Annotated in this window: 22 protein-coding genes and 4 pseudogenes; 13 read left to right on the top strand and 13 right to left on the bottom strand. The window is 67.4% G+C overall.

The genetic code is table 11. The features are described 5' to 3' along the window. Positions 1–14 precede the first annotated feature (14 nt). Entirely contained in the window at positions 15–800 is a 786-nt protein-coding gene (locus tag H0524_RS20330) for a YwiC-like family protein (RefSeq protein WP_180200071.1), read from the bottom strand. Next, on the bottom strand, positions 797–1,495 hold the full coding sequence (locus tag H0524_RS20325; RefSeq protein ID WP_018727916.1) for a helix-turn-helix domain-containing protein: 699 nt from the start codon (positions 1,493–1,495) through the stop codon (positions 797–799). Before H0524_RS20325 ends, H0524_RS20330 begins: the two co-directional genes overlap by 4 nt. A gap of 211 nt (positions 1,496–1,706) precedes the next feature. Between H0524_RS20325 and H0524_RS20320 the strand changes: the two genes are divergently transcribed. Continuing rightward, positions 1,707–3,116, top strand: coding sequence for an acyl-CoA synthetase (locus tag H0524_RS20320; RefSeq protein WP_180200070.1), 1,410 nt, complete (start codon positions 1,707–1,709; stop codon positions 3,114–3,116). A 205-nt stretch (positions 3,117–3,321) separates the two neighbouring features. Beyond that, positions 3,322–4,917 (top strand): ricin-type beta-trefoil lectin domain protein, encoded by a 1,596-nt coding sequence (locus H0524_RS20315; RefSeq protein WP_180200069.1) that lies wholly within the window; start codon positions 3,322–3,324, stop codon positions 4,915–4,917. Between the two features lie 122 nt (positions 4,918–5,039). On the opposite strand, the gene H0524_RS20310 is transcribed toward H0524_RS20315, so the two are convergent. Beyond that, complete coding sequence (locus tag H0524_RS20310) at positions 5,040–5,969, bottom strand: alpha/beta fold hydrolase (RefSeq protein ID WP_180200068.1); 930 nt, start codon at positions 5,967–5,969, stop codon at positions 5,040–5,042. A 151-nt stretch (positions 5,970–6,120) separates the two neighbouring features. On the opposite strand from H0524_RS20310, the gene H0524_RS20305 reads away from it, so the two are divergent. Beyond that, positions 6,121–6,702: a TetR/AcrR family transcriptional regulator gene (locus H0524_RS20305; RefSeq protein ID WP_180200067.1), complete on the top strand. Its 582-nt coding sequence runs from the start codon at positions 6,121–6,123 to the stop codon at positions 6,700–6,702. A 65-nt stretch (positions 6,703–6,767) separates the two neighbouring features. Here the strand turns inward: H0524_RS20305 and H0524_RS20300 are convergent, their stop codons facing one another. Both H0524_RS20300 and H0524_RS20295 read right to left on the bottom strand, forming a co-directional pair. Continuing rightward, the gene (locus H0524_RS20300; RefSeq protein ID WP_180200066.1) at positions 6,768–8,393 is read right to left on the bottom strand and encodes an ABC-F family ATP-binding cassette domain-containing protein; all 1,626 of its coding nucleotides are present in this window, start codon (positions 8,391–8,393) and stop codon (positions 6,768–6,770) included. 357 nt (positions 8,394–8,750) lie between these two features. Beyond that, positions 8,751–8,993 (bottom strand): annotated as a pseudogene (locus H0524_RS20295) (tellurium resistance protein TerC); the annotation flags it as partial. Between the two features lie 152 nt (positions 8,994–9,145). On the opposite strand from H0524_RS20295, the gene H0524_RS20290 reads away from it, so the two are divergent. Both H0524_RS20290 and H0524_RS20285 read left to right on the top strand, forming a co-directional pair. Beyond that, on the top strand, positions 9,146–9,475 hold the full coding sequence (locus H0524_RS20290) for a helix-turn-helix domain-containing protein (RefSeq protein WP_180200149.1): 330 nt from the start codon (positions 9,146–9,148) through the stop codon (positions 9,473–9,475). A 53-nt stretch (positions 9,476–9,528) separates the two neighbouring features. After that, positions 9,529–10,071, top strand: a complete 543-nt coding sequence (locus tag H0524_RS20285) for an AAA family ATPase (protein WP_180200065.1) — start codon at positions 9,529–9,531, stop codon at positions 10,069–10,071. Here the strand turns inward: H0524_RS20285 and H0524_RS20280 are convergent. Next, positions 10,068–10,634 (bottom strand): DUF1697 domain-containing protein, encoded by a 567-nt coding sequence (locus tag H0524_RS20280; protein WP_180200064.1) that lies wholly within the window; start codon positions 10,632–10,634, stop codon positions 10,068–10,070. The two genes, H0524_RS20285 and H0524_RS20280, sit on opposite strands and share 4 nt — an antisense overlap. A 15-nt stretch (positions 10,635–10,649) precedes the next feature. Continuing rightward, the gene (locus H0524_RS20275) at positions 10,650–11,147 is read right to left on the bottom strand and encodes a GNAT family N-acetyltransferase (protein WP_180200148.1); all 498 of its coding nucleotides are present in this window, start codon (positions 11,145–11,147) and stop codon (positions 10,650–10,652) included. A 158-nt stretch (positions 11,148–11,305) separates the two neighbouring features. Between H0524_RS20275 and H0524_RS20270 the strand changes: the two genes are divergently transcribed. Both H0524_RS20270 and H0524_RS20265 read left to right on the top strand, forming a co-directional pair. Continuing rightward, the gene (locus H0524_RS20270) at positions 11,306–11,686 is read left to right on the top strand and encodes a helix-turn-helix transcriptional regulator (RefSeq protein WP_018727925.1); all 381 of its coding nucleotides are present in this window, start codon (positions 11,306–11,308) and stop codon (positions 11,684–11,686) included. Between the two features lie 152 nt (positions 11,687–11,838). Further along, positions 11,839–12,621: a DUF4239 domain-containing protein gene (locus tag H0524_RS20265; protein WP_180200063.1), complete on the top strand. Its 783-nt coding sequence runs from the start codon at positions 11,839–11,841 to the stop codon at positions 12,619–12,621. Positions 12,622–12,711: 90 nt separating this feature from the next. Here the strand turns inward: H0524_RS20265 and H0524_RS25485 are convergent. Next, positions 12,712–12,850: pseudogene (locus tag H0524_RS25485) on the bottom strand (bleomycin resistance protein); the annotation flags it as partial. Between the two features lie 315 nt (positions 12,851–13,165). On the opposite strand from H0524_RS25485, the gene H0524_RS20260 reads away from it, so the two are divergent. Then, complete coding sequence (locus tag H0524_RS20260; RefSeq protein ID WP_180200147.1) at positions 13,166–13,450, top strand: DUF4190 domain-containing protein; 285 nt, start codon at positions 13,166–13,168, stop codon at positions 13,448–13,450. Between the two features lie 31 nt (positions 13,451–13,481). Next, positions 13,482–14,042 (top strand): AAA family ATPase, encoded by a 561-nt coding sequence (locus H0524_RS20255; RefSeq protein WP_309225172.1) that lies wholly within the window; start codon positions 13,482–13,484, stop codon positions 14,040–14,042. Here the strand turns inward: H0524_RS20255 and H0524_RS20250 are convergent. Beyond that, a pseudogene (locus H0524_RS20250) lies at positions 13,991–14,617 on the bottom strand (serine hydrolase); the annotation flags it as partial. The gene H0524_RS20255 and the pseudogene H0524_RS20250 sit on opposite strands and share 52 nt — an antisense overlap. Positions 14,618–14,705: 88 nt before the next feature. Here H0524_RS20250 and H0524_RS20245 point away from each other — a divergent pair. Next, positions 14,706–15,407 (top strand): annotated as a pseudogene (locus tag H0524_RS20245) (ISL3 family transposase); the annotation flags it as partial. Positions 15,408–16,009: 602 nt separating this feature from the next. Here the strand turns inward: H0524_RS20245 and H0524_RS20240 are convergent. Continuing rightward, a complete protein-coding gene (locus H0524_RS20240; protein WP_255436090.1) occupies positions 16,010–22,855 on the bottom strand; it encodes an RHS repeat-associated core domain-containing protein in 6,846 nt (2,281 codons plus the stop codon). A 407-nt stretch (positions 22,856–23,262) separates the two neighbouring features. Here H0524_RS20240 and H0524_RS20235 point away from each other — a divergent pair, with 407 nt between their 5' ends. After that, complete coding sequence (locus H0524_RS20235; RefSeq protein WP_018728594.1) at positions 23,263–24,297, top strand: DUF4034 domain-containing protein; 1,035 nt, start codon at positions 23,263–23,265, stop codon at positions 24,295–24,297. Between the two features lie 68 nt (positions 24,298–24,365). Here the strand turns inward: H0524_RS20235 and H0524_RS25090 are convergent, their stop codons facing one another. Genes H0524_RS25090 through H0524_RS20225 form a run of 3 tightly spaced genes read right to left on the bottom strand, consistent with a single transcriptional unit; the run spans position 24,366 to position 25,040 of the window. Then, positions 24,366–24,590: a flavin reductase gene (locus H0524_RS25090; protein ID WP_255436089.1), complete on the bottom strand. Its 225-nt coding sequence runs from the start codon at positions 24,588–24,590 to the stop codon at positions 24,366–24,368. Positions 24,591–24,618: 28 nt separating this feature from the next. Continuing rightward, positions 24,619–24,816, bottom strand: a complete 198-nt coding sequence (locus tag H0524_RS20230; protein WP_180200062.1) for a hypothetical protein — start codon at positions 24,814–24,816, stop codon at positions 24,619–24,621. Next, the gene (locus H0524_RS20225) at positions 24,816–25,040 is read right to left on the bottom strand and encodes a hypothetical protein (RefSeq protein WP_180200061.1); all 225 of its coding nucleotides are present in this window, start codon (positions 25,038–25,040) and stop codon (positions 24,816–24,818) included. Before H0524_RS20225 ends, H0524_RS20230 begins: the two co-directional genes overlap by 1 nt. A gap of 217 nt (positions 25,041–25,257) precedes the next feature. Here H0524_RS20225 and H0524_RS20220 point away from each other — a divergent pair, with 217 nt between their 5' ends. Both H0524_RS20220 and H0524_RS20215 read left to right on the top strand, forming a co-directional pair. Continuing rightward, positions 25,258–26,124: a helix-turn-helix transcriptional regulator gene (locus H0524_RS20220; protein WP_180200060.1), complete on the top strand. Its 867-nt coding sequence runs from the start codon at positions 25,258–25,260 to the stop codon at positions 26,122–26,124. Next, a complete protein-coding gene (locus tag H0524_RS20215) occupies positions 26,117–26,305 on the top strand; it encodes a DUF397 domain-containing protein (RefSeq protein WP_180200059.1) in 189 nt (62 codons plus the stop codon). Before H0524_RS20220 ends, H0524_RS20215 begins: the two co-directional genes overlap by 8 nt. The last annotated feature ends 85 nt before the right edge of the window (positions 26,306–26,390 follow it).

Genomic DNA, 26,390 nt, shown 5'->3' with positions numbered 1-26,390 from the left:
GGGGAGTCAGCCCATCAGGAGACCAGCACCAGCGTGCCGAGCACCAGGACCGAGCAGACGATCTCGATCATGCCGACCGGGGCGGGGCGCAGTGCCCGGCCGGGCAGCAACCACGCCCGGACCAACAACACCAGGAAGATCGGGGCGAGCCCCACGTCGAGCAGGGTCACCACCACCAGCGCCGCCAGGTGGAAACCGATGGACAGGCGCCGGTAGGAAGTGCTGCCGCGCTCCCGGATCATGGTCTTGACGTAGCAGACCGTGCCGGTCAGGTAGAGCAACAGCACCACGAAGGCCGGGACAACCCGCTCCGGTGACACCCCCGCGACCGTGGCCACGACAAAGATCAGTAGGCAGCTCTGCACCACCGAGGCGAGGTCGTTGAGCAGGGCCCGCTCGCGCCGGCGCCAGGCGTACCCGGCGTTGACCGCCAGCAGTGCCGCAAAGGCCGGGGCGTACCAGAGCACAGCCGGCCGGACTACCACCACCGCCAGCGCCAACGGCGCCGCGACCAGGGCGTAGAGCCGGAGCTGGGCAAGGTAACGGCGCGGTCGACGACTCTTGACGGCCTGGAAGACGTAGTAGGACAGCAGGTAGCCGGCCAACCAGGCACCGAGCAGTGGCAGCTGCAGCCACCCCGGGCCGACCACGGCGACCCCGACCAGGTACGGCAGGAGCAGCATCGCCCAGGCGCCGTGCTGCGGCGGCAGGTAGCGGCGGAGCACCCGCTGGCGGTTGACGGGCCGGCGGGCGGTCGCGGGGCCGGTGGTCTCGGGTGCCGCCGGCGACTGGGTGCTCATACCGGCCGGGTGGCGTCCGACGGGAGTGAGAGCCGCACCACGCAGGCGGTGGGCGCGCCGAACGGCTCCAGCACGGCGTCGCTCGCCGGGGCGCCCGCCTGCTCCAGCGCGCCCCGGACGACGCCGACGTGCAGCCCGCAGATGGCGTCCGGATTCTGGCTCACCAGTTCGAGGAAGGGGCAGGTGTGCAGGTGGATCTCGGTGTGCCCGTCCGCCGTCTGTTTCAGGTCCGGGTCGAAGCCCAGGCCGCGCAGGACCGCGATGGCGGTGTCGACCGGCTTCTCCCCTCGGGGGGTCGCCGCCGCGAGATGCCGCCCCCAGTCGTGGCCGGCGCGGGCGGCCTCGGCCCGGGCGTCGCCCCGGCTCTGCCGGGCCAGGTGATCGAGCAGAGCCGCGGTGAGGGCGCGGTACGGCGCCGGCGCGGGGGTCTCCTCGGGCACCGTCCGGTAGCGCCAGGCTGGCCGACCCGGCTGGCCCCCGCTGGCCCGGGCCTTGACCAGCAGCCCGGCGTTGACGAGCCGGTCGAGGTGGCTGCGGGCGGTGGAGGGGTGCAGGCCGGTCCGCGCACTGATCTCGGCGATGGTGAGGCCGCCTTCCGCAGTGCGGGTCAGTTCCAGGATTGACGCCCGGCTGAAGGTGCCGAGCGCCCGATGCCGGGTGGTGTCGATGGCCTGCCCGGTCGGCCCGATGTTCACGGTTGTCACGTTTGGCAATGTTACAACGTCAAACATCGTCAAAACCCGGAGGTGAATCCGCCTCGGGCACCGCCGCACCCCGCTGCGCCGCACCGACCTGGCCGAGGGCGGGAATGGTCCGGCCCGGGCGGGCCGGGGGCGGAGCCGGGGTGGTCCGGAGCGGCGGGGCGCGGCTACGGTCGGAGGATCCGACGCGCGGAGAGGTGGGCCGGTGCGGCTACTCAGCTGGTTGTCCGAGTCCGTTGACGAGCGGCCGGACGCGGTCCAGATCAACGACCGGGGCGTGTCCTGGGGAGAGCTACGACGGCTCGCCGCGGCCGTCGCCGACGACCTGCACGGCCTGGACCGGGTGGCGCTCGAGGCGAGCACGGATCTGGCGACGGTGGTCGGTGTCGCCGGGGCGCTGCTGGCCGGCACGGCGGTCGTGCCGGTGCCGCCGGACGCCGGGCCGCGGGAGCGGGACCACATCCTGCGCGACTCGGGCGCCGAGGCGGTACTCGTACCGGCGCACGGAAAGCGTCGGGGCGACCACCCCGACCGACCCCTCATCCCGGTCGACCTCACCCGCCGGGCGGACAGCATCCGCCCGGAGCCCGACCCCGCCGACACCGCGCTGATCCTCTACACCAGCGGCACGACGGGGGCACCGAAGGGGGTGGTGCTCTCCCGCCGGGCCGTCGCCGCCTGCCTGGACGGGCTCGCCGACGCCTGGGGCTGGACTCCGGACGATCTGCTGGTGCACGGGCTGCCCCTGTTCCACGTGCACGGCCTGGTCCTCGGTGTGCTCGGCCCGCTGCGGCTGGGCAGCCGACTGCACCACGTGGGCCGGCCCACCCCGGAGCGGTACGCGGGCGCGGCCGGCTCGCTCTACTTCGGGGTGCCGACCATCTGGTCCCGGGTCGCCGCCGCACCGGCGGCCGCCCGGGCTCTGCGCTCGGCCCGGCTGCTGGTTTCGGGCAGCGCGGCCCTGCCCACGGCCGTCGGCACCGGTCTCGCCGCGCTGACCGGCCGCCGGGTCGTGCAGCGGTACGGCATGACCGAGACGTTGATCACGGTCAGCGCCCGCGCCGACGGTCCGCACCGCCCGGACGCGGTGGGGCTGCCGCTGCCCGGGGTGCGTACCCGCCTGGTTGACGACGGCGGCGCTCCGTTGCCCGCCGATGGGGAGACCATGGGTGAGTTGCAGGTGCGCGGTCCCACCCTCTTCGACGGGTACCTGCGCCGACCGGAGGCCGATACGGCCAGCCGCACGTCCGACGGGTGGTTCCGCACCGGCGACGTGGCCACGATCGGTCCGGACGGTTGGCATCGGATCGTCGGTCGGGCCGCCACCGACCTGATCAAGAGTGGCGGCTATCGGATCGGCGCCGGCGAGGTGGAGGACGCGCTGCTGGCCCATCCGGGGGTCCGGGAGGCTGCCGTGGTCGGCATCCCCGACTCTGACCTCGGCCAGCAGGTGACGGCGTTCGTGGTGAGCGACGGCGTAGCGGAGTCGGAGTTGATCGACTTCGTGGCCCGGCAGTTGTCGGTACACAAGCGCCCGCGGCAGGTACGGCGGGTCGACGCCCTACCCCGCAACGCCCTGGGCAAAGTGCAGAAGTCTCGCCTGACTGCGGAGTGACCGGCCGCGCCCGTCGGGGCCGCGGAATTGGATCTGACCGGGGCGCGGAAGCCGCCCTCGACGCCGCCCAGGTCCGGAACGCGACAATTAAGATCCTTAACCAAGAGAGATAAATAAAAATTGACATGCATCTTAACAATAAGTTAACTTAACTGTGAGAGCGCTCTCGTGATCCGACCGCCACCACCCCCTGGAGGTCACGCGAATGAGCCACAAGCTGAGCGCACTGATAGGTCTCGCCCTCGGCACCTGTCTCGTGGTCACGGCCACCCCCGCCGCTGCCAGCCCGGCCGCTGTCAGCCCGGCCGTCGTCCCACCCGCGGTCGCGTCCGCCACCGCAACGACACCCGCCTCGCCGGCCGCGGGCACACCGGCCACCGGCGCACCGGCGATGCTTCCGGCCAGCCAACTCGACGCACTGCGCCGGGACCTCGGCCTGACCGCCGGGGAACTGGCCACCCGACTCACCGTTGATGCCACCGCGGCTTCGATCGAGCCGCGGATGCGGGCCGAGTTGGCCGAGGCGTACGCCGGAACCTGGGTCAGCCCCGACGGACGCACCACGGTGGTCGGGTTGACCGACCCCGCGCTCGCCACCAAGGTACGCGCGGCCGGGGCGAAGCCCCGAATCGTCACCCGCAACCTCACCGAGCTGCGACAGCTCACCGCCAAGCTGGACCGGCGGGCGGCGGTCGCCGGCTCCGCGGTACACGCCTGGCACATCGCACTGCCCAGCAACACGGTGTCGATCGAGGCCAGCAACGCCGCGGCGGCCACCACCTTCGCCCGCACGGCCGGGCTGCCCGAGGACGCGCTGTCGGTGGTGGCCAGCACCGAGGCGTACCGCCCGCTCTACGACATCCGCGGCGGCGACCAGTACGTCATCAACAGCCGCCTCATCTGCTCGATCGGCTTCGCGGTCGCTGGCGGGTTCGTCACCGCCGGACACTGCGGCAACGCTGGCGAGCCCACCACCGGCTCCGGGGCCGCGCAGGGGGTCATCCGCGGCTCCTCGTTCCCCGGCGACGACCTCGGCTGGGTCGAAACCAACGCCAACTGGATCCCCCGGCCGTGGGTGTCCACCTACGACGGAAATGTGGTCACGGTGACCGGCTCGCAGGAAGCCGCGGTCGGTGCCGCGGTCTGTCGGTCCGGCCGGACCACCGGTTGGCAGTGCGGCACCATCACCGCCACGAACGTCACCGTCAACTACGCCGCCGGACCCGTCTACGGGATGGTCCGCAGCACCGCCTGCGCCCAACCCGGCGACTCCGGCGGGTCCTTCGTCGCCGGCTCCCAGGCACAGGGCGTCACCTCGGGTGGCTCGGGCAACTGCACCACCGGTGGTAGCACCGTCTACCAGCCGGTCAACGAGATCCTGTCCCGCTACGGACTGTCACTGACCACGTCGGGCGGCGGATCAACACACCGAATCATCGGGCTCGCCAACAAGTGCGTTGATGTGCCGGGCGCCAACGGGGCCGACGGCCAGTACCTGAACCTGTGGCGCTGCAACGGCACCAACGCCCAGGACTGGACCTTCCCGGGCGACGGCACGATCCGGGCGTTCGGCCTCTGCATGGACGTGGCCTGGGGGTCGGTCGACAACGGCGCAGTGGTGCAACTGGCCTACTGCAGCGGCAACCCGGCCCAGCAGTGGGTGCTCACCAGCGCGGGAGAACTCGTCAACCCCCAGGCGAACAAGTGCCTTGATGTCAAGAATGGAAGCAGCGCCGACGGTGCGCGGCTGCAGACCTACCAGTGCCATGGTGGCGCCAATCAACGGTGGCGCCTCGGGTGAGCAAATCCGCACTCCGGCTCGCTGAGATTGCGACCGGTGGTCGATAGGAGCACGGAACTGCGGTGAACGCAGACACGTTCACCGCAGTTCCGCGTGGGGGAATCACCGTGGGGATGACCCGGTCACTTGACCGAGATCTGTCCCAGCCGATCGATGTCGCCGCGCAGCGCGGCACGGACGGTCGCCCACGTGTCGTCGCCGGGATAGAGCGCGCTGCGCAGGTATGCCGCGGTGAGCTGCTGGACGAGGGCGACTCGCTCGGGGCTTTCGTCGGTCGTTTCCGTGACGGTGTAACCGGCGATTCCGCCCAGGGAGTGCTCCGCCCTGTACAGGGTGAGCAGGCTCTTGGGGCCCGGGCTCAGGTGGTACGGATCGGTGAACCAGTCCGGCCCGCGTACGGAGAGCGGCGACTGGTCCTTGTCCCCCGCGACCACAAGCGCCGGCGTTGTCATCTCCGCGAAGCTCGGGCTCATGAACGGGAAGTGCTCGACCGCGAACGGACTCAGGTCGGCCCCGCCGGTGCCGGTCGTGGAGAGCAGCACACCGGCGGTGACCCGCGAGTCGGACATGTTCTCGCCGGGAAGGCCATCAGCTCCGAGGACCCGCGCGCCCAGCAGCATGCTGACCGTCTGGCCACCCCAGGAGTGTCCAGCCGCGGCGATCCGGCCACGGTCGAGTCGTCCGGCGAGACCGGGAACGGCGGCCTCGATGAGGTCGAGGTGGTCGAGCGTGCGCTTCAGGTCGGCGACGCGGAAGCGCCAGATCTCCGGGTGCCGGGGGTCGTCGGGCGCGAGGTTCAGCGTGCGGGAGTCAAGGTGGGTGGGTTGGGCCACCACAAAGCCGTGGGCCGCCCAGTAGTCGACCAGCGGGGCGTATGCCCGCATCGACTTGCCGAAGCCGTGCGAGAAGATGAGGATGGGTAGTTCGCGTCCCGCCACGGGGGCCGAGATCCGGATCTGCAGGTCCTCGCCACGGTCCGCGGCCGGCAGGGTCACCGGGCTGACCGAGACGATCGGGGTGGGCGCTCCTGCCGCTACGTCGCTGTTGAACATGGATAGAGCTCCTTGAAAGTGCTGGGTGAGGCGCATACGTGGACCTGAGCGGGCGGTCCGACACACAATCAAGCGGAACAGCATTCCGCTTGCCCCAACAATACGGAACGTGGCTCCGCATGCCATTGATTGTGATGGAGGTAACAGCATCGTGGGCACATCCGACCAGGGGCCGCAGCCGTCCGCGCGGAAGCGGGCCGATGCCCGACGCAACGAGCAGAGCCTGCTCGACGCCGCCGCCGCCGCCTTTCTCGACGCCGGCGTGGACGCGCCGGTACGCGACATCGCCGCCCGGGCGGGGGTGGGTGTCGGCACGATCTACCGCCACTTCCCGACGCGCGCCGACCTCGTCATCGCCGTCTACCGACACCAGGTCGACGCCGCCGCCGAGGCCGGCCCGACGCTGCTGGCGTCGAGCGACACCCCATCCGCCGCCCTCGCGCAGTGGATCGACCTCTTCGTCGACTTCCTGGTCACCAAACACGGCCTCGCCGAAGCGCTCCAGTCCGACGACACCACCTTCGAGGCGCTGCACGCCTACTTTCTCGACCGCCTCGTCCCCGTCTGCACCCGGTTACTCGACGCCGCGGCCACCGCGGGTGAGGTACGCCCCGACGTGGCGGCCTACGAACTCCTGCGCGGCGTGGGCAACCTGTGCATCGGTGCCGGTCGCGACCCCCGCTACGACGCACGCCGCCTGGTTGCGCTGCTCATCGCCGGGCTGCGCCCCTGACCTGGTCACTCCCGCCCACCACCGCACCCCGGGAGCGCTGCCCCGCGCCGCCCGGCCACCCGGTGTCAGTTGCCATCGGGGACAGCGAACTCCCGTAGCTGCCCGTCGTCGATCCGCAACCACCGCCGTACCCCGATCTCGGTGAGGAACCGTTCGTCGTGGCTGACCACGACGAACGCCCCCCGGTAAGCCTGTAGCGCGGTCTCCAGCTGTCGAATGCTGACCAGGTCGAGGTTGTTGGTCGGCTCGTCGAGCAACAACAGGTGCGGAGCCGGCTCGGCGTACAGGACGCAGGCGAGCGTGGCGCGCAGCCGCTCCCCTCCGGAGAGCACCCCGACCGGCAGGTGCGCCCGCGCTCCCCGGAACAGGAACCGGGCCAACACGTTCATCCGTTCCGACTGCGGTCGGTCCGGCGCGTACCGGCCGAAGTTCTCCGCCAGCGTCTGTTCGGGGTCGAGCAGGTCGAGGCGCTGCGACAGGTACGCCAGCCGACCGTCTGCCCGCCGCAGGGTTCCCGCGTCCGGGGGCAGGGAGCCGTCCAGCAGGCGCAGCAGGGTCGACTTACCGACGCCGTTCGGGCCGGTGAGCCCGATCCGCTCCGGGCCCCGGACGGTCAGGTCGATGCCCTCGCCGGCGAAGAGGCCGCGGACCCGCAGCCCCTTCGCGGCGACGAGGGTACGCCCGGCGGGCACCGCCGTGTCGGGTAGTTCGACGCTGATGGTCGCGTCGTCGCGCAGCGCGCGACTGGCCTCGTCGAGGCGGGCGCGCGCGTCGGCGACCCGAGCGGCGTGCGTCTCGTCGGCCTTGCCGGCCGACTCCTGGGCACGCCGCTTGAGGCCACCGGCGATGACTTTGGGTAGTCCAGCGTTCTTGACGTTGCGCGCGGCGTTGTTGGAGCGGCGCTCGGCCCGCTCGCGGGCCTGCTGCATCTCCCGCTTCTCCCGCCTAACCTCGAGTTCGGCGGAGCGGACGTGCCGTTGGGCGGCCTCCTGGGCTGCCTGCGTCGCCTCCTGATAGGCGGTGAAGTTCCCACCGAAGAACCGGACCTCACCCGTGTTCAACTCGGCAATCCGCTCCATCTGGTCCAGCAGTGCCCGGTCGTGGCTGACCACCAGCAAGGACCCGGACCAGTCCCGCAGGACGGCGTACAGGCGGTGCCGGGCGTCGACGTCGAGGTTGTTGCTGGGCTCGTCGAGCAGCAGTACGTCGGGGCCGCGCAGCAGCTGGGCGGCCAGCCCGAGGGCGACGATCTGGCCACCGCTGAGCGTACCCAGCTGGCGGTCGAGGGCGAGCTCACCGAGCCCGACCCGGTCCAGCTCGGCGCGGCTGCGCTCCTCGACATCCCAGTCGTCACCGACCGCGGCGAAGTGTTTCTCGCGAGCGTCGCCAGCTTCGATGGCGTGCAGGGAGGCGATGGTCGTGGCGACGCCGAGCACCTCCGCGACGGTCACGTCACCGGCCAGCGGCAGGTTCTGCGCCAGATAGCCGAGGGTGCCGTTGACAGTGACGTGGCCGGCGGTGGGGTCGAGTTCGCCGGCGATCAGCCGGAGCAGGGTGGTCTTGCCGGCCCCGTTGGGCGCGACCAGGCCGGTACGCCCGGCACCGACCGAAAAGGACAGGTCCTGGAAGACGGTGGTGCCGTCGGGCCAGGCAAAAGAGAGACGGGTGCAAACGACAGAAGCGTCGGACATCGACAGAACCTCGCGGGTGAGGTGGGCGCGCCGGGGCTGCCCAGGGCAGGTTTAACGACGACGGGACAGCCAGGGCGGTGGTGCCACAGATGTGCACCTGCTCGCTGGCTGGACACTCCGAGATCACCCGGAGATGTCGTCGTCACCTACCACGTCTGCGCTCCCTGGTCCGGCCCGACGGCGACCGCGTCAGCCCGATTCGATGCCGGCCCGATCAGAGGCCGACCCAACTCGATGCCGGCCCATTGGGTGCCGACCCGATTCGATGCCCACATCCTAACAGCGGCGGGCCGTCGGTGCTTCCCGCTGCACCGACGGCCCGCCGCGGCGTGGTCCGCCCCGCGGGTGTGCCCTGGCTCAGGTGTCGGCCGACTCACTGACCTCGGGCCGGTCTTCGGCGGCCGTGCTGGTGTTCGCGCGGGTGCGGTGCAGGCTCCACCCGATGGAGACCGCGATGGTCGCCACGATCATGCCAAGGGTGACCGGGATGGGTAGCTTGCCGACCGGGGTCTCGGAGAGGATCAGCTTGACGCTGGCGAAGGCGAGCAGCACGGCCAGGCCGTAGTGCAGGTACACGAACCGGCGCAGCAACCCGGCGACGGCGCGTCGCGCATCGGGTACTCCTCCTCGAATTACGCTCCAGTATTCACGAAGTATAGTTCCCATGTCAACTCGGCCGAGCTGTGGCCACGATGCTGCATTCGTGTCTTGCGGTGCATATATTGGCGGGCAACACACCGGACAACGACGGGATGGTGATCATGGCGCAGGCGGCCCAGCCCAGGACGGCGGACGGGGCGAAGGGGTGGACCTTCCTGACCAATCACGCACATGTGCTGCTGGCCATCGCCCGAGAACCGACGACGCGACTGCGCGATGTCGCCACCGCTGTCGGCATCACCGAACGCGCCGCCCAGGCCATCGTCGCCGACCTGGAAGCCGCCGGCTACCTGCACCGAGAGCGGGTTGGCCGGCGCAACGCGTACACCGTCAACCCAACCGGCCCATTCCGGCACCCGGCGGAGGCCGACCACCGCATCGGCGAACTGATCGAACTTTTCACCGACGCACCGAACCCCTGACCCAATCCACCCCTCGCCCACCACCCTGGCCAGGACACGAGGAGCACGTACGAATGAGGATCGGGGTCTCCGGGACGCACGGGACCGGAAAGACGACACTGGTCGAGGCGCTGTGCGCCCGGTTGCCCGGCCATGTGGCGGTGGACGAGCCGTACCACCTGCTCGAGGAGGAGGGGTACGAGTTCCAGTACCCACCGTCGCCAGCGGACCACCGGATGCTGATGGCACGATCGGCCCGAAGTCTCTGCTCGCCGCCGTCGCCGTCCGCCACGATCTTCGACCGCACCCCGTTGGACTACCTGGCGTACCTGGTGGCGGCCGGTGCGGACCCGTCGGAGGCGGCGGGTCAGGCGCCCCTCCGAGCCGCCTTCACCCACCTCGACCTGCTGGTCATCACGGTGATCACACCCGAGACGGAGCGCCGGCTCCCCGGAACGGAATGGCCCGGCCTCCGGGCACGGATGAACGACGCACTGCTGGAACTCGTCTACGCCGACCCGCTCGACGCCTGGCCGGACACGCCGGTGCTGGAGCTCAACGGCCCGCTGGACGGCAGAACCGACCTGGTCCTCGGCGCCGTCGCGCAACTCGGCTAACCGGGATCGGGAGCGGCGCCGACCGGGCCGGCGAGGGAGACCAGTTTCCGCACCGTGTTCCAACTGCGCAGCGTCATGTTCGCGCCGAGCTTGTGGGCGCGGATCGCCTTGCCGAGGGGGGAGTTCTGGGGCCCGTCAGCGAACCACAGGTAGCACGTACCGTCGCGGACCATGATTCGATCCGCGCCGAGCGTCGTGGCGTCGATCGAGTCCAGGCGTTCCTGCGGCGGCGCGGGGTCACAGAATCCCACGTGAAAGTAGCTCGGCGCGCGCTCCGCCTCCTCGGGCATGGGGTTGCGCGCGATAACCGCCTCAACCAGGGCGCGGCTGCGCACCATGACGGCGATCGACAGGCCGAACGAGTCGCTGATCCCCTTCCGGATCCGGCGTGCCACTGCGGCCGAGTCCGCGTCCGCCGTTGTGACCACGGCGTTCCCGCTGTTGAGCAAGGTCCGCACCTCCGTGTAGCCGAGGTCGGTGAGCAGGGCTTTGAACTCGGCCATCGCGATCCGGTTGTGCCTACCGACATTGATCCCCCGCAACAGGACGATGTGTCTGGCCATAGCTCCCTCGACTTGTCAGATGATGGCCGGGCTGCGGCGTTCCAACAGCACCACGTCGCGCCACCGGCCGTGCTGACGGCCGACCCGCTCCCGGGTGCCAACGACCCGGAAACCCATTCGGGTGTGCAGGGCCAGGCTGGCGACGTTCTCCGGGAAGACGCCGGACTGGATGGTCCAGATCCCGGCCGTCTCGGTGGCGGCGATCAGCGTGGTGAGCAGCAGCCGGGCGACGCCGCGCCCCTGTCGCGCCGGGTCGACGTAGACGGAGTGTTCCACCACTCCGGCATACACGCGGCGGGTGGAGACCGCCGACACGGCGACCCAGCCGAGGACCGTGCCGCTGTCGTCAACGGCGACGTAGCGGTGCTCGGGCAGCCGGCCGGCATCAAATTCCGTCCAGGTCGGGGCTGTGGTTTCGAAGCTGGCGTCGCCGGAGTCGAGGCCCGCCTGGTAGATCGCCAGGATGGCCTCCGCGTCATCGCGCCGCATGGGCCGGACAGCGACATCGTCCATCAGCACCCCCTCGACCCGGTCTGCCCGACGGATCAGGCCTCGGACCACGGATCATCCCGTAGGCACCTTGCTAACGTCTATCGCACCAACGCGTGCAGACTGATCCGCCGGCAGGCTGACCACTTGCAGGCTGATTCGAGAAGTGTCAAACTAGACGAATGCCGAAGCAAGCGACATCACTCCCCCACACCGTCCTCGGCGGCGACACCCCCTGCTGCCCACCCCTGGCGCAGCAGCGCGTTCCCGCGGAAGTCGCCACCGCACTCGCTCCGGCGTTCAAGGCACTCGGGGATCCGGTGCGGCTCCAGCTGATGTCGATGATCGCTTCGGCCGAGAACGGCGAGGCGTGCGTGTGCGACCTCACCCCCGCCTTCGACCTGAGCGGGCCGACGATCTCGCACCACCTCCGGACCCTGCGCGAGGCGGGGCTCGTGGACGCCGAGCGGCGGGGCACCTGGGTGTACTACCGGGCCAGGAAGGCCGTCCTCAGCCAGCTGGCGGCGCTACTCGCGAGCGGAGGTGGAACGACAGCCCCGTAGGCCGAAGGCACCACCCCACACAGTTCGACTCCACCACCATTCCACCCGACAACGCTGTCACCCAGTCGCGAAACCCCCGCCACCAGAGTCACCGAACTTGTCACACTCTTCTCATCTGGGCATGAAAACCCTTCGAATGAGGAGCAGCCATCGTGCGCGACTGGAGCCACCTGGTACCCGGCTGGGCGCTATTCCTCATCTTCCTGACGCTCTTCGTCGGAATCGCGGTGCTGGGTGCGCTCCTGCTACACGGGCGGGCCAGGCGGACGTTCCGCGCCGAGCCGAAGTGGCTGAGCTTCATCACGCACACCATCATGATCACCGGCACCTTCTACGCGCTCCTGCTCGCCCTGACCGCCTTCTCCGCGTACGGGACCTACACCCAGGCCGGCCTCGCGGTCGCTACCGAGGCGGCGGACCTGAGCGCCCTCTACCGCACGGTGTCCAAGCATCCCGAGCCCGCCCGGACCCAACTGCAGGGCCTGCTACACGCCCATGTCGACTTCATGGTCGACGAAGCCTGGCCCGCCTACCAGCGAGGGCTCAGCGCGGATGGCGAACTCAAGGCAGAGAACAACGTCCACGAGGTGTTGCTGACCTTCAATCCAGAATCAACGAAGGACGGGCAGCTCAACAGTCTCGCCCTGGCGGAGCTGGAAAAGTGGAGCGAAGCGCGCCAACTCCGCTACACCTACACCACTGCCGCGCTTCCGACGACGCTGTGGTTCGCCCTTCTGTTCGGCGCACTGATCGTCATTCTGCTGTCCTGCCTGATCCCCACCCGGACCCGACGTGCCCTCATGATTCTCGTATGTGCCGTCGCCGCCATGATCAGCCTCCTGCTCTTCGTGGTCGAGGGCATCGACGAGCCGTTCCGCGGCTCGATGATCGTTTCGGTCGACCCCTATCTCAAAGCCGGAGAAACATTCAGCTAACCGTCACGCGCCGCTCGGCTGCCGCCGAGGAGGACGCCGCGGCCAGGAGCATTCGTCAGAAGCTGCCGGCACAGACAACGCGACGATCCCTCAACCGAGGCTGGTGCGATAAGTCGCGAAGGTCCACACCTGCCCCTGCGGGTCACGGCAGATGAACTCGTAGGAATCGTGCGGCTTCACCTCCGGGTTCGAGCAGGATCTCCGCGCCGGCAGCCACCGCCCTACGGTGCTACTCCGCGCGCCATTCAGGCATGATTATCGTTTGATCCGCCTCAGAAGCAGGGTGTATGGGTCTGCTGTGGACCGCCTCCCGACATGACCTTCATCGACGGGGCAGGCGGGTGGCGCGGTGCCTGCCCGCGGGGTGTAGCAGGGCCGGTAGCCGGCCCAGCCCTGGACGCCGCTTCGTGCCGTGACACGGGCAGGTACCCTGACTGGCCGGTTGCAGCTGCTTCCCGCCCGCACCCACTCTCCACCACCCTCAGGAGGGCAACACATGACAGACCTACCGCCGCCTCAGCACTCCTCGCCGGCGCCGAACCCGATGCCGGGCCAGCCGCCGTATCCGCCCCATCCGTATTCTGCGCCACTCAACACCTATGCGATTCTCGCGTTGGTCTTCGGCGCGATGGTGTTCCCACCGTTGGGCATCTACTTTGGCAAGAAGGCCAAGGACCAGATCGCCCAGACAGGTGAACGCGGGGTAGAGCTGGCCACCGCTGGTGTCGTGGTTGGTTGGATCTTCACCACCCTCTACGGACTGATGCTCGTCGTCTGGTGCGGCGTGGCTGCGTTCGTCCTCAGCTCCGATCCAGGGGTACAAACCTGAGGCGAAGCGCCGACAACGCTATAACCGTACGGTGACTACCCGCCCCACTCTGGTCGTCGTGAGCGGACCTCCCGGCTCGGGGAAGACCACCCTCGCGCACGCACTTGCCCAAACGATCGGCGCTCCGGCGATCTGCCGGGACGAGATCAAGGAAGGAATGGTGCACGCGTCGACGTCCGCCTCCGGCCGGTTTACGGCCGGAGCGGCCGACGCGTTGGCGCTGCGGACCCTACCGACGTTCTTCGGCGTGTTGGAGTTGCTGCTTCGCGCCGGGGTGACGACCGTCGCGGAGGCCGCGTTCCAGGATCGGCTCTGGCGGCCGGGCCTGCAACCGTTGGGGGAGGTCGCGGAGCTTCGGGTCGTGCACTGCGTGGTTGACGCGAGCACGGCATGGACCCGGATTCAACGGCGATGGGAGTCGAATCCGCTCCGCCGCGCCCACGCCGACCTGCAGGACCCCACTGACCACCCGCTTCGTCACGCAAGTTTTGATCGTGTCGCGCTGGACGCTCCACTCCTGGAGGTCGACACCACAGACGGCTACCATCCGCCACTCCCGGAGATCGCCTCGTTTGTGGACACCACGAGGTAGGCCCCGCAGCAACGGCAGAAGTAGGGACCGCAGCACGTGCGCGCCGTGGGCAGGGGCGGATACGGAAGGGCGGCGCGCTCCGGCGTATTGCCGGAGCGCGCCGTCGGTGGGGCTTCAGGTGGGCCGCACCGGGTCCGAGGCCGATCAGGGCGAGCCGTGGATTCGGCGAAGACTGTCCTGACCAGGTTGTCCAGAGCCGGGGGAAGGGCTTCGGCCGGGTTGGTCGCGGTGTCACCGGTCGTCAACCCGGCGGTCATGGTCCGGCGGCCGTCGGGGGTGCTGTACATCAGTGCGCCGTAGCCGCCGGGTGCCCCGCCGTTGTGGTGGTAGATGATGCCTGCCGGACCCAGATCCTGCACGAAGACGCCGAGACCGTAGTTGATCGGGCCGACCGGCTTGCGCATCTCGGCCAGCAACGGGGCGGGTAGCAGCGCGCCGCCGTTGAGGGCGGCGAAGAAGACGTTGAGATCCCGCGTGGTGGAGATGGCGCCGCCGGCACCGAGCAGCACGGACAGGTTCTGCCGGGAGACGTCGGCCACCGTCCAGGCGTCGCCGTCCTGGTAGGGGACTGTGGCGGTTTTCGGCTCTGTCTCACATTCGGTGGTGACCGAGGGCGGTCGATGTCGTTGAGGTCATGTGTGCAAGATCGATGATCTTACGAAGATGGTGTTCTCGGGGCTGTCCCCGTTGGTGATCGATGAGGTCACGGACGAGGGCGAGCGGATCCTGGTGCGGGCTCGGACTCCTGGAGGAACGGTGGCCTGTCCGGGCTGTGAGGCGGTGACGGGCCGGGTGCACGGGTATCACCAGCGGACTCTGGCGGATGTGCCGGTCGATGCCCGGCCGGTAGTGGTGCGGGTGCGCGTGCGGCGTCTGGTGTGCCCGACGCAGGGCTGTCGTCGCACGTTCCGGGAACAGCTTCCGGGTGTTCTGGAGCGTTACCAGCGTCGCACGTCCCGGCTGAGCGCCCAGGTCGCTGCGGTGGTGCGTCATCTGGCTGGCCGGGGCGGTGCTCGCCTGTTGTCGGTCCTGGCGATGGTCGTCATGTCCCGTCACACCGCGCTGCGGGCGCTGCTACGCGTTCCGCTGCCCGAGCGGCGGGTTCCCCGCGTGCTCGGGGTCGACGACTTCGCGCTGTGCCGCCGTCGCCGTTACGCCACCGTCCTGATCGACGCGGTCACCCGTGAACGCATCGACGTGCTGCCCGACCGCAAGGCCCACACGTTAGAGACATGGCTGCGTGAGCATCCCGGTGTCGAGGTGGTGTGCCGGGACTCCTCGGGCGCCTACGCCGAAGCGGTCCGCCGCGCCCTACCTGAGGCGTTGCAGGTCGCCGACCGCTGGCGACAGATGTACGGACGAGCGGGCTTCGCTCTCCTGCGCCATCGAATCCTGCTCGGCTGACCAGCACCCTCCATCACCACCGAATGTGAGACAGAGCCGAAATCTACGCAGTCCCCCAGCTGCCGTACTACGCCGTGCGCTTGTGACCTCGCACTATGGCGCAGACCCGTGACATCTATCTGCATGCATGTCCAAATGCCTCTGACGGCGACGCCGACGCACGGTTGCACCTTTCAGCGACTGCCAACGCACAGCGGAGTAGCACCAGAGGGTGTCCCCAATAGCACCACTCCGCCAACTTCGCGGCTACTCCTCAATCGCCAACAAACCACAAGTAGCTATGCGGCTTCCGAATACCAGTCGAACACAGCGAACGTAGCTCCTGGACGAAACCATCGTTCTCCGAGAGGAGATCCGGCCTACTAATTTGGAGCCTGTCAAGCTCAGCAGCCAGACTTTCCATCTGGCCACGGTTATATATCGTATTGCCGTAAGGATCAATATGGCCAAGCATTGGGAAATCGGCCCTTTCACGCCAGCCCACGAGGCGTGGGTACGGTCGCTCGGCGATCGCAACAACCCGCCCTAGCTGGTCCTTCAGCACCACCGACGTGCCCATATTTCTACCCCCGCCCCGGGAACATAGTAACCAGATCGCCGCCATATGGATCGCGAATAACAGTATAGAAAGTGGTTTCTTTCCCTTTATCTATGCCGACAACACGCCCCGCGTTGATGACATACTTAATATTTCCGTTCTCCTGCCTGATACCGATTTGGCCAGCCGAGCCCCGAGCAAGAGCTCCGAAGTCCTCGTCTTTGCCGAAGTAACCCGCATTAGGATCCCAGTCCTTGCCATCCTTAAGGTGCCGATCCCTAGCGTGCTGAATTCCTTCTAGATCAAAGTCACAGCCACCCGTATTGTGCACCAGGACGGGGGTGTCACCCGCGAGAACATAGTACGTGTGGATGTCGGCGACGGTGAGATTGTAGGCCATGCCGCGTTGGGTGGTGACCCAGTCGAGGCCAACGACGGCGAGCGTCTGGCCGGCAGCGGTGTGGAGTAGGTCGCCGGGGTCCAGGTCCTGACTGTCCTGCCACTGGCGGTCAGTTTCGTTCCAGAACGGGTGGTCCTCGGTCGTCGTGACGTCGCCGCCATCGACTCTGAGATCGACCAGTTGGTCCTCATGGACCCAGAGATGTGTTACCTCGCGTGGACCTTCGTAGCCGGTTTGGGGATCGGTGGCCCACACCAGGTCGCCGACCTCGATGTCCTTGATCGGCTTGGTGCTCCCGTCAGCGAGTAGCACCTCGGTGTCGCCGGCGAAGCTCCGGAGGCCGCAGCCTCGGAAAGGTCTACCCATGTAGCTGCCGCCACCGAGCCGACCCTCACTATCCCAGCCATACCGAATAAAACCTTCCTGTATGGCCTGCTCAAGAGTGCCGTAAAGGGCCTCGTCGTACGCTGCGCCGAATTCACCGCCCATGGCGCCTCGCATGACATCGAGAGCGCCATGCGCCCACTGGTCCGCACAGTCCTCGACGTACACGTACGAACATGCGAGAGCATTTTCACAGTTGGCGACACCACCGCGGGGATCATTGCAATAGCTGACGATCTCATTAATGATCACGTCTTCGCTTGGCCCAGCGGGAATCGGAACCCCGTTCAGCTCCAGCTCACCCGACGAATTCTTGGTGAGTCGAAAGATATCATTCCCAGCGATCAAAGACGTCTTGGGACTCTTCCGACGGGAAGGCGGCCTACCGCTAATTTGGGTCTTGCCATGCCATTTGAAGGCGACCCGGCCGTCGCTCTCGTGTTCCCCCTCGAGAAATTTGAGGCCACTCGGGTCACTGAAGGTGGTGGGATTGTTATTGGAGTACGCGTAGCCGTGCCATTGTTGAGGGTCGGCGAGGTCCATGATGGGGTCGACACTGATGAAGCGGCCGAGGGTGGGGTCGTATTCTCTGGCGCCCAGGTGGGTCAGGCCGGTGGGGTCGGTGGTGCCGCCGACGTAGCCCTTGGTGCCGATCCAGGGGGTCGGTGGGGTGGTGCGGTTTTCGCCGTACGGCATGGTGCGGCGGCGTTGGGTGGTGAGGGTGTCGGCGTCGATTTGGATCTGGCTGGTGTTTTGGTGGTTGTTGATGGTCCAGGTGAGACCGCTGGTGGTGCGTACGGCGTTGCCGTTGTAGTAGCGGGTGCCGTTGGCCTGGGTGCTGCCGGTGGGGAGTTCGAGTTCGGTGCCGCCGAGGTAGAGGGTGGTTTTGTCGGGCGCGTGGGTGATGAGCCGGTTGCCGGCGGCGTCGTAGATGTAGCTGGTGGTGCCGTTGTTGTCGGTGAGGTTGTCGAGGCGGCCTTCGAGGTTCCAGGTCAGGTTTTGGGTGTCGCCGGTGGGGGTGGTGCGGGTGAGGGTGCTGCCGGCGTCGTCGTAGGTGAATGCTCGGATGGGGGTTTCGGCTTGGGGGCCGGTGGCGGTGATGGAGGCAACCTGGTGGGCGGTGGTGCCGTGGCTGGTGCCGACGTTGTAGGTCCAGGTGGTGTTGCCGGTGGTGTCGTTGTGGTCGGTTTGGGTGAGCCGGTTGCCGAGGTCGTCGAAGGTCCAGGAGCGGTGGTAGGGGTCAGCACCGCTGCGTTGTGGGTCGGTGCAGGTCGCGGTGTTCTGGGTCCAGGCCTGGGTGAGTCGGCGGAGTTGGTCGTAGGTGAAGCATTCGGTTTGGTCGGTGATGCCGTCGGTTTGGCCGGCGATCGCGGTGATGTTGCCGGCTGGATCGTAGGTGTAGTTGTTGGTGAACCGGCTGGTGAAGGTGCCGGGGGTGGCAGGGTCTTCGGTGGCCACGTCGTGGTTGTCGAGTCGACCGGTGCCGGTGTCGATGGTGTTGGTTCGCCGGATCTGGCTGCCTGGGTTGCCGTGCAGGGTGTGGTGAACGGGTCCGTGGAGGTAGTAGGCGGTCTCAGCGAGGTATGGGATGTCGGGTGCGCCGGCGATCTGGCCGGTGGTGGATTGGAGGTAGCCGTTGGTGTCGTATTCGGTGGTGATGGTTTCCGCCGGGAGGCCTCCGATTCCCGGCAGGGTCTGCCGGACGGTCTTTCCGGTGAGGTCGTAGGCGGTGCTGCTGGTGTAGGTGCCGGCGAGGGCACCTTCGGCGGTGGGGATGGTGACGGTGGTGCCGCTGGGCTGGTAGCGGTCGGTGTATCCGGTGACCGCGGTGGTGTAGGCGTTCCCGTTGTGCCAACGGGTGGTGGCCGTCGGCTGTCCCTTGGCGATGCTGTCGTAGAGGTAGCTGGTCAGGCGCTCACCGGTGTTGACCTCGCCGCTCCAGAGGGCTTTGGTGCGGGACATGCCGTCGTACTCGGTGGAGATCTTTTGGCCGCGGGCGTCGATCGTGTGAGCGACCCTACCGACGGTGTCGTAGTGGGTGCTGCTGGCACCGGCGTCGGGGTCGGTCTTGCCGGTGAGGCGGCCGGCGAGGTCGTAGGTGCTGGTCCATGTGTTACCGGCAGGATCGACGAGGGCGGTGAGTTGGTTGAGCCGGTCGTAGGTGTAGGTGGTGCTCTGGTAGGCGTCCGGGTCGGAGGCTGAGGCGTATTGGTCTACGCGTGTCGTGTTGCCGCGCACGTCGTGGTGGCTGACGGTCTTGGTGCCTCCGGACGGCGGGACGACCATGTTGCGGTCGCCGTAGTAGGTGTTCGTCGTCTGCCGCCATCCGGCGCCGAGTTTCTTGTCCACCACGGTGGTGGGACGGTTGAGGTGGTCGTAGCGGGTCTCTTGGACTGCGGGGACGGTGGTGAGGTCGGGGTTGACCAGTCCGTTCCCGGCGTCGGCACTGTTGTGGAACGGTTGGGTGGTGGCGGCGATGTTGCCGCGTGGATCGTAGGTGGTGGCGGTGACGACCCGTCCGCCGTTCGGGCCGGGCTGCTGGCTTTCCCTGGCCCGGCCGAGCCCGTCGAGGTACTGGTAGGAACTCAGATAGACGGGGCTGCCGTTGTGCGACTGCAGCGTCTCGGTCCGGATCCGCGCGGCGGCGGTGGGTTGGCCGATGCCGCTGGAGGTGAGGTGGTAGTCGAACCGTAGTGACGGCACCCCGGAGGACTTGGCCTGCCCGGGTAGATACACCTCGGCGAGACGACCGACCGGGTCGTAGCGCAGTTCGGTGACCTTACCGTTTTGATCGATTAGCTTGGATGGTTCGCCGGTGTATCGGCTGATGTGCGTGGTGGTGGTGTGGTTGAACCCGCCACCGACGGTGCTGGTGATGCCGTTGTCCGGCCAGTTGATCGCGGGACTGTAGCTGGTGGTGGTGGTCAGCCCGGTGGCGTCGGTCGAGGTGACCAGGCGTCCCATGTTGTCGTAGGTGCTACGGCCGCTGGATACGTAGCTGGTGGGGTCGTGGTAGGTGTGAACCTCGGCGACGTTGCCGTCGAACGGTCTCTGGGAGCCCTCGACGGTGTAGGAGTCGTAGAAGGTGACGGTGCGGGACAGCAGTGTGCCCGAGCCGCAGGTGTCGCCGGACCAGGTTTCCACCCGTTCCGGGTAGTCGATCAGATACCAGGAGTTCGGCTCGTCGCGCTGGGCGTAGGTGTACGAGGTGCAGGTGTTGTCGTCGACGCCGACCTGGTTGTACTGCTGCAACCGTATCGGCAGCCCGTATGTGGAGTCGTAGATGGTGCGCTGTGAGGTTTCCCGCCAGCTGCCGTCGTCGAGACGGACCCGGTGGTTTTCCAGACCCGGGTTCACCTGGCGGGGGTTCCACCAGCCGGGGCCGTCGAGGCTGCCCTGGATCTCATGGTCGTAGCGGGTGCTGGCGACCTCGGCGTAGCCGGCCTTGGCAGGGTTGGCGTTGTACGTGGTCATGCGGTACTGCCGGGTTTGCAGCGCCAGTCCCGCTCGAGCGTAGTGGTCGTGGTAGGTGTTACCGGCCCAGTCGGTGATCTTGGTTTCCTTGATCCCGCCACCGCTGCCAGGATCGTAGAAGTCGTGGTACATGCCGCGGAAGTACGTCGACGTTGACACCGTGTACGTTGACGGGTCCGTGCCGGTGCCCTGAACGACGCGGACCTGGTCGTAGCCGGCGAACAGGTTCCACGTCTCGTGCTCGTTGGGAATCAGGGGGCTGCGCAGGGTCTTCCACGCCGGCGTGCCGACCGAGTAGTCGTACTGGGTGACCTGGTCCGGGGAATCACCCACCTGATCCTTCACCACAACCTTTTTAACAAGGTACTTGTGGAAGATTCCGAAACCCGCCTCCGCGCCGGGCGGAGTATGGAAGATCGGATAGCAGTCCTGCGTGTTGACGTCCCAGTCGCCCACCTTGCCGTCGTGCCAGGTGTCGTAGCCAGACTTGTTCGACCCGCCCTGCGGACACGGTCGCTGCGTGCCGTACGTGACCTCGGTGCGGCCGCCCAAACCGTTGCGGACCACGAGGAGCCGCGGCATCCGCATCGCCGACACGCCCAACCCAGCCTCGTCGTAGTCGACCCGACCATCACGGTAGTTCGGCTGCACCCCGTCGACGTAGTCGAAGTTCACCGGCGGCAGATCAACCTTGTTGGTGTCCAGGCCGATTAATCCAACTGGACGGATGTAGTCCAGGATGAACACCCGGTCGGTCAACCCCGGCGGGTTGACCACCTTGTAGCGCAGCTGCACCCGGCCGACGTTGTTCCACGCACCCGAACCCGCGTTCCACTGATACGACGTGACCCGGTCCAGAATTCGGGTCGAGAAAAACGACTGGGTGTAGTTGCTGCACGAAGACGACCCACAGGAAAGGTCGGTCGGCACGTCCGGATATGACGACGGGCTCGACGACGTCGACGGACAGGACGGTGGAGTGTTGTTGAGCGGGTCCTCCTCGGCAGTGCGCTCCACGCACCGGCTCGCCCAGCTGAACACCGTCCGACCAACCGGAATCGCACCCTCCTCGCTCATATTCTTCGCGTACCGCACCTCCGCCAGGTAGCCGCCACGGTCATACTCCAGGATCGACCCGGTCAACGCCCGCTTGTAGTGGTTCGTTTCCCGCTTCCACACCAAAGTCGTGTCGTTTTCGTTGGGATCCGAAACCCGGTCCAGGTTCCATCGCCACGGGTCCCGACACGAACTCGGGTACGAGCCATGACACGGCTCCCCCGCCTCGTCCCCCAGGAAGCTCATCTTCCACACCGAGTCCCGCTCATGCCCGAACCGGTACTCCGTGCCGTCCTGCGTCCACACCTTCCAGTAGCCGTCGTTCTCCGCGCCACCGGACAGGAACTCCACCCGCCAGCCCAGATCGTCAACGGTCTTCCACACCCCGCTCGTGGTCTTCACAAGCTTCGTCGACTGCCCGTGCAGCGAGATCGTCATCAACGCCGAGCCCTGGTCGTTGGTGTCGGATTCACCATCATGGTCATCCGGCGACTCCCAGCACATCTCACTCGGATGCGCCGGACACGGCTTGTATTCCCGCTCGATGAACCCCGGCGAAAGAGTCCACCCCAACCCCACCGGACCAGACTGGTTGTTCGTCCCATGCGTCATGCCGTCCACCGATGACGAGTTGTAGGACACCTCCAACCCCAATGTCTGCCCGTACGGCAACGACGGCTCCGGCAACGGGTACGAATACGAAAACGACCCGGCACTCGCCCCCACCTGCCACGAACCTGATTCCTTCAGATCCGTCGCCGTGTACGACCCGGTTGACCCACCCGAAGCAGACGCCATCACCGCGAAAACACCTGCCGGGGCCACCATGCTGTCCGCCGATTCACCCGCGAACGCGCCCGTGAACCTACCGGCACCCCTCAGGTCACCACCGACGTCCACCACCGCCGTCAACGTCTCCGCGGCCGGATCGTTCACTGACGACACCCACTGCGGCCTCGCAGAACACTGCGCCACCTCGGGCAACGTCGCCGCGCACTCCGGCAACCGCACCAACGTCAACCGATCCGCGAACGACCCTCCGTACGCCTGCGCATATGCAGAGTAGTCAAGTTCCACCCGCACCGCGCCCGAGGCCGCTCCCCCGTCCGCACGGCGCAACGTGAACAGAGGACCCGCGCTACCCAACCCCTCCGACGCTGCCCGGTCGAACCACCGCACACGTACCGTGTCGACCTCGTCCACAGCCACGCTGTCGTCCAAGGCACCGACACCGGCCGGCTCTTCGGCCGACTCTTCGGCCCGCTCGACCCGCAGCCCGGCCGGCCCTTCGGCCCGCTCGACCGTCAGCCCGAACGTCTTCGAGTCGGCGGCGCCACCCTCCAGGTCAAGAACCGCTTCGCCCCCTGCCGGGAACTCCGCCGCCGGCAACGGCTCCGTCACCGCCTGCCGATCGTCCGGATCCGGCCCCTGATCCGCCTCCGGCACACCAACACCAGCCACCGAAACAGACCCATCCGGCGCGGCCACCGGGTCCGCCGCCACCGGCTCACCCAACTGCACCACCGGCAACAACCCCACCAGCACCGCCGCAGCCAAGCCCCCTACCCTCGCCCTGCCCAACAAGCGAGAACGGTCAGCCCATCCACCTCGACCACGGACAGCAAACATGGCAACCCCCGTGTCGACAATAAAGTGATCAACACTCTAAACATCCCGCCAAGGAAACATGAGACCAGGGTTCCTGCAGCACGTTTTCTTTGCCATTAGCTCCTAATACGAAATCCGCCAGGGCTGTCGCGTCAAGGGCGTTTTCGGTGATTTGGCTAGTAAGATTCAGCGAATGGGAATCGGTTATTAAAGGTCATGGTGAAGGCCTCCAACGCATCGTCCATCGGGTTTGTCCGGTTCCGGTAGGATTCGGTGACCGGGGTCAGCGCTTTGGTTGACCTCCGCCAGCCCTTGCAGCCCTGTGGCAGACACCCCGGCAGCAGTACCATCACGCCGTGATCTTGACCCTGTGGCGACTGCTGACCCTTCAGATCGACTACCGCCTGGCACAGGACGACACCGAGTTGCGCAAGATATGCGATCAGGCACGATATGACGACAACATCGAGCCGGCCCGGAAGGCACTGAAGGCCACATCAGACGACTACGACCGACGGGCGCGGTACGTCCAGGTACTGGCGGAGTCGACCGTTAAGGGGTCGGGCCCAAAGCCCGATCCCCAGACGGGCCAGATCGATACCGGGGGGACCTGGGTGGACCAGTGGGCCGTACGGTGCCCCGACGATCCGGATGCCCAGCTCGTACGTGCGGGGTCGTTGCGGGAACGAGCCTGGAAGATACGCGGCGGACATTGGGCCTCCACCGTCCGCCCGGAGCAGTGGGCCGAGTTCGGCCGCCTCCTGCGCCTGGCCGAACGGGCCCTCGACCTGGCCTCGCACCTCGCGCCCGAGGACCCCACCCCGTGGGCGCACCGGCTACGAATCATGATCGACCGCAGCGCGCCCCGGGAAGACCTCGATGAGGTGTGGGCGGAGCTGATCCGACGGGACCCCTGGAATCGAGACGGGCATGTTTCCCAGCTGACCTCCCACTGCAGAAAGTGGGGTGGCTCGCACGAGGCGATGTTCGACTTCGCGCGGTCGGTCGCGGCCACGGCCCCACCCGGCTCGCCGCTCCACCTGCTGCCGGTGCGAGCTGCCTGTGAGTGGGCGCTCTGGGAACAAGATCGTGAATACAGTGGCACCGCTGAGGAGATCGACCAGCGATGGCGGCTGGACCCGACCATGCAGTCTGATCTGGATAGCGCGTTGCACCGCTGGTTTCACCAGCCGGCCAGCCGACACGGCGAGTGGCTCGCGGACGTGAACTTCCTGGCCTACGGGCTGGCCCGTACCGGGCGCGACGCCGACGCCGCGCCGGTCTTCGCCTCGATCGGCCGGTACATGGCCCCCGTTCCCTGGGCCTGGTGGGACGACAAGAATTCCACCAGCGCATTCTTCCGAGCGCGCCGCCGAGCACGCCGGGCTTGACCTGCCCTGGCCTGGTGTCAACGCCGGCTGAAGTTTTCAGGCGGAGCCGACACCTGGCCTCCGCGCGGCTACACCCACGCCAGGAACCGGCGATGCAGATCCGCGTTCCGGTGGACCTGCGACAGGTGCACGTCGGCCTCTGCCATCAGCGCCGCGAGGTAGACCCGCAACGCGACGCGGTTGTCGTGGTATTCAGCCCGCAGGGCGCGGCGAGCTGAGAGGCAGGGCCACTCAGCCTGACAGGTGTCACATCCCCACAAGGGCCGCATCGGCAGGTGCCGCTCGTTCGCCATCAGGAGGCCCGAATCCGCGCTAGCGCGGTCACCGCAGTGCCCCGATCACGATGGCGGCGACGACGATCACCACGATGAGGATCGCCACCGCCTTCTGCCTGGTCGTCGGTGGCGGGGTGGGCACCGACGGGGCGGCTCGCCGTACCCGATCACCATCGGCCAACGGCGGCGCGCCGTGCGGATCATGGTTGGCCCGCACCTCGGCAGGCTTGTTGTCGTCGACCATCACAACCTCCGTAGCCCGGCCAGCACGGCCGCAAGCACGTCCTCGCTCGGACGCACACAGCCGACACCAGCGCAGCCGACGACACGGCCGGAAAGCAGCCGCTGCTCCGAATCGAATCCGGTCACGACCGCGAGCTGATCGCCACGGGTCGGGTCGGGCGGCGCGGCTCGGCGGGCGCGCTGCGGCAGCCGGTCGAGTGATAGGTGTTTAGTAGCTGTCCTCATGAATGCTCCTGTTGGAAAGGCATACAGCGGTGCTTGCTCCACCCCGGGCGGCGGAATCCCCACTGCCCTGTCGCCCACGATCAGCGCAATCGATCTCGAATGCAATGTCTCGGACTAAGAACCTCTATGCAGGACGATGCTTTTAGGGAATGATGCAAAATGCCATCTCACGACTTTGCCGGCCAGCGCATCAGGATGAGACAGGGAGACCTCACCAATGACCGACGTCGGATCGACAGTGCCGAGGCGGCAACTTGGCAGGCTGCTTCGACAGGCACGGGAACAGGCCAGCGTAGGGCTGGAAGCCGCCGCCGCTGATCTTGAATGGTCCCGCGCCAAGATGTATCGCATCGAGTCGGGGCAGGCGCCCATCCGCGTGTTGGACGTTGATCAGATGTGCCGGCTGTATGGAACGTCAGCCGAGATGACGGAAGTCATGAAGAGTCTCGCCAAGGAGTCGAAGAGCAAGGGCTGGTACCACTCCTACGGCGAGACGATCCCGCACTGGTTCGAGCTGTATGTCGGGCTGGAGTCGGCGGCCAGCCGGATCCGGACCTACGAGCATGCTGTCGTGCCGGGGCTACTCCAGACGCCGACGTACGCCGAGCAGGCCATCCGCACTGAGCCGGGCAACCCTCCGGAGGAGGTGGCGAAGCTCGTGGAACTACGCGCCGAGCGGCAGCGCCTGCTGCACCGAAAGCGGCCCGCCGCCCCAACCCTGGACGTCGTCCTGGAAGAGGCGCTCCTACACAAGAACGTGCCCGGGATGCGTGCGCAGATCGATCGACTGCTCGACGCCAGCACGGCCCCGAACATCTCCGTGCGGGTGATGCCCCTTGGCAGCAAGCTCAGCCAGATGGTGACCTCGGGAAGCTTTGTCATCCTGGACTTCCCCAAAGTCGGGCTTCGGCCCGCCGAACCAACCACTGTCTACAATGAGGGGCTGTCCGGCGCCCTCTACCTCGATCGCATAGCGGAGGTACGAGCGTACGCCGACGCCTGGAATTCGCTGACCGCGCAGGCGCTGGACACCGACAACTCCCGGAAAGCCCTACTCACGATCAAGGAGAAGTACTATGACTAGGCTCAGTGACGCGATGTGGCGCAAGTCCGGCCGGAGCTCGGGCCACGGGAACTGCGTGGAGGTGGCCGACAACCTTCCGGGTGTCGTGGGTGTCCGGGATTCCAAGGACCCGACCGGGCCCGCCCTCACCTTCGGCCCGGCGGCATGGCGCCGGTTCGTCACCTACACCAAACAGCGCTGACCAGCAGCCAAAGCAGAAGGCCCGGCCTCCCGTGGGGAAGCCGGGCCTTCTGCCGCACTATCTGAGCTGCTCATCGTCGGCTGTG

The organism is Salinispora sp. H7-4, assembly GCF_013416675.1.
In the GTDB taxonomy this organism is placed as follows: domain Bacteria; phylum Actinomycetota; class Actinomycetes; order Mycobacteriales; family Micromonosporaceae; genus Micromonospora; species Micromonospora vitiensis.
The sequence above is the reverse complement of the archived record's forward strand: the minus strand, read 5'-3'. Positions and strand labels throughout refer to the sequence as shown.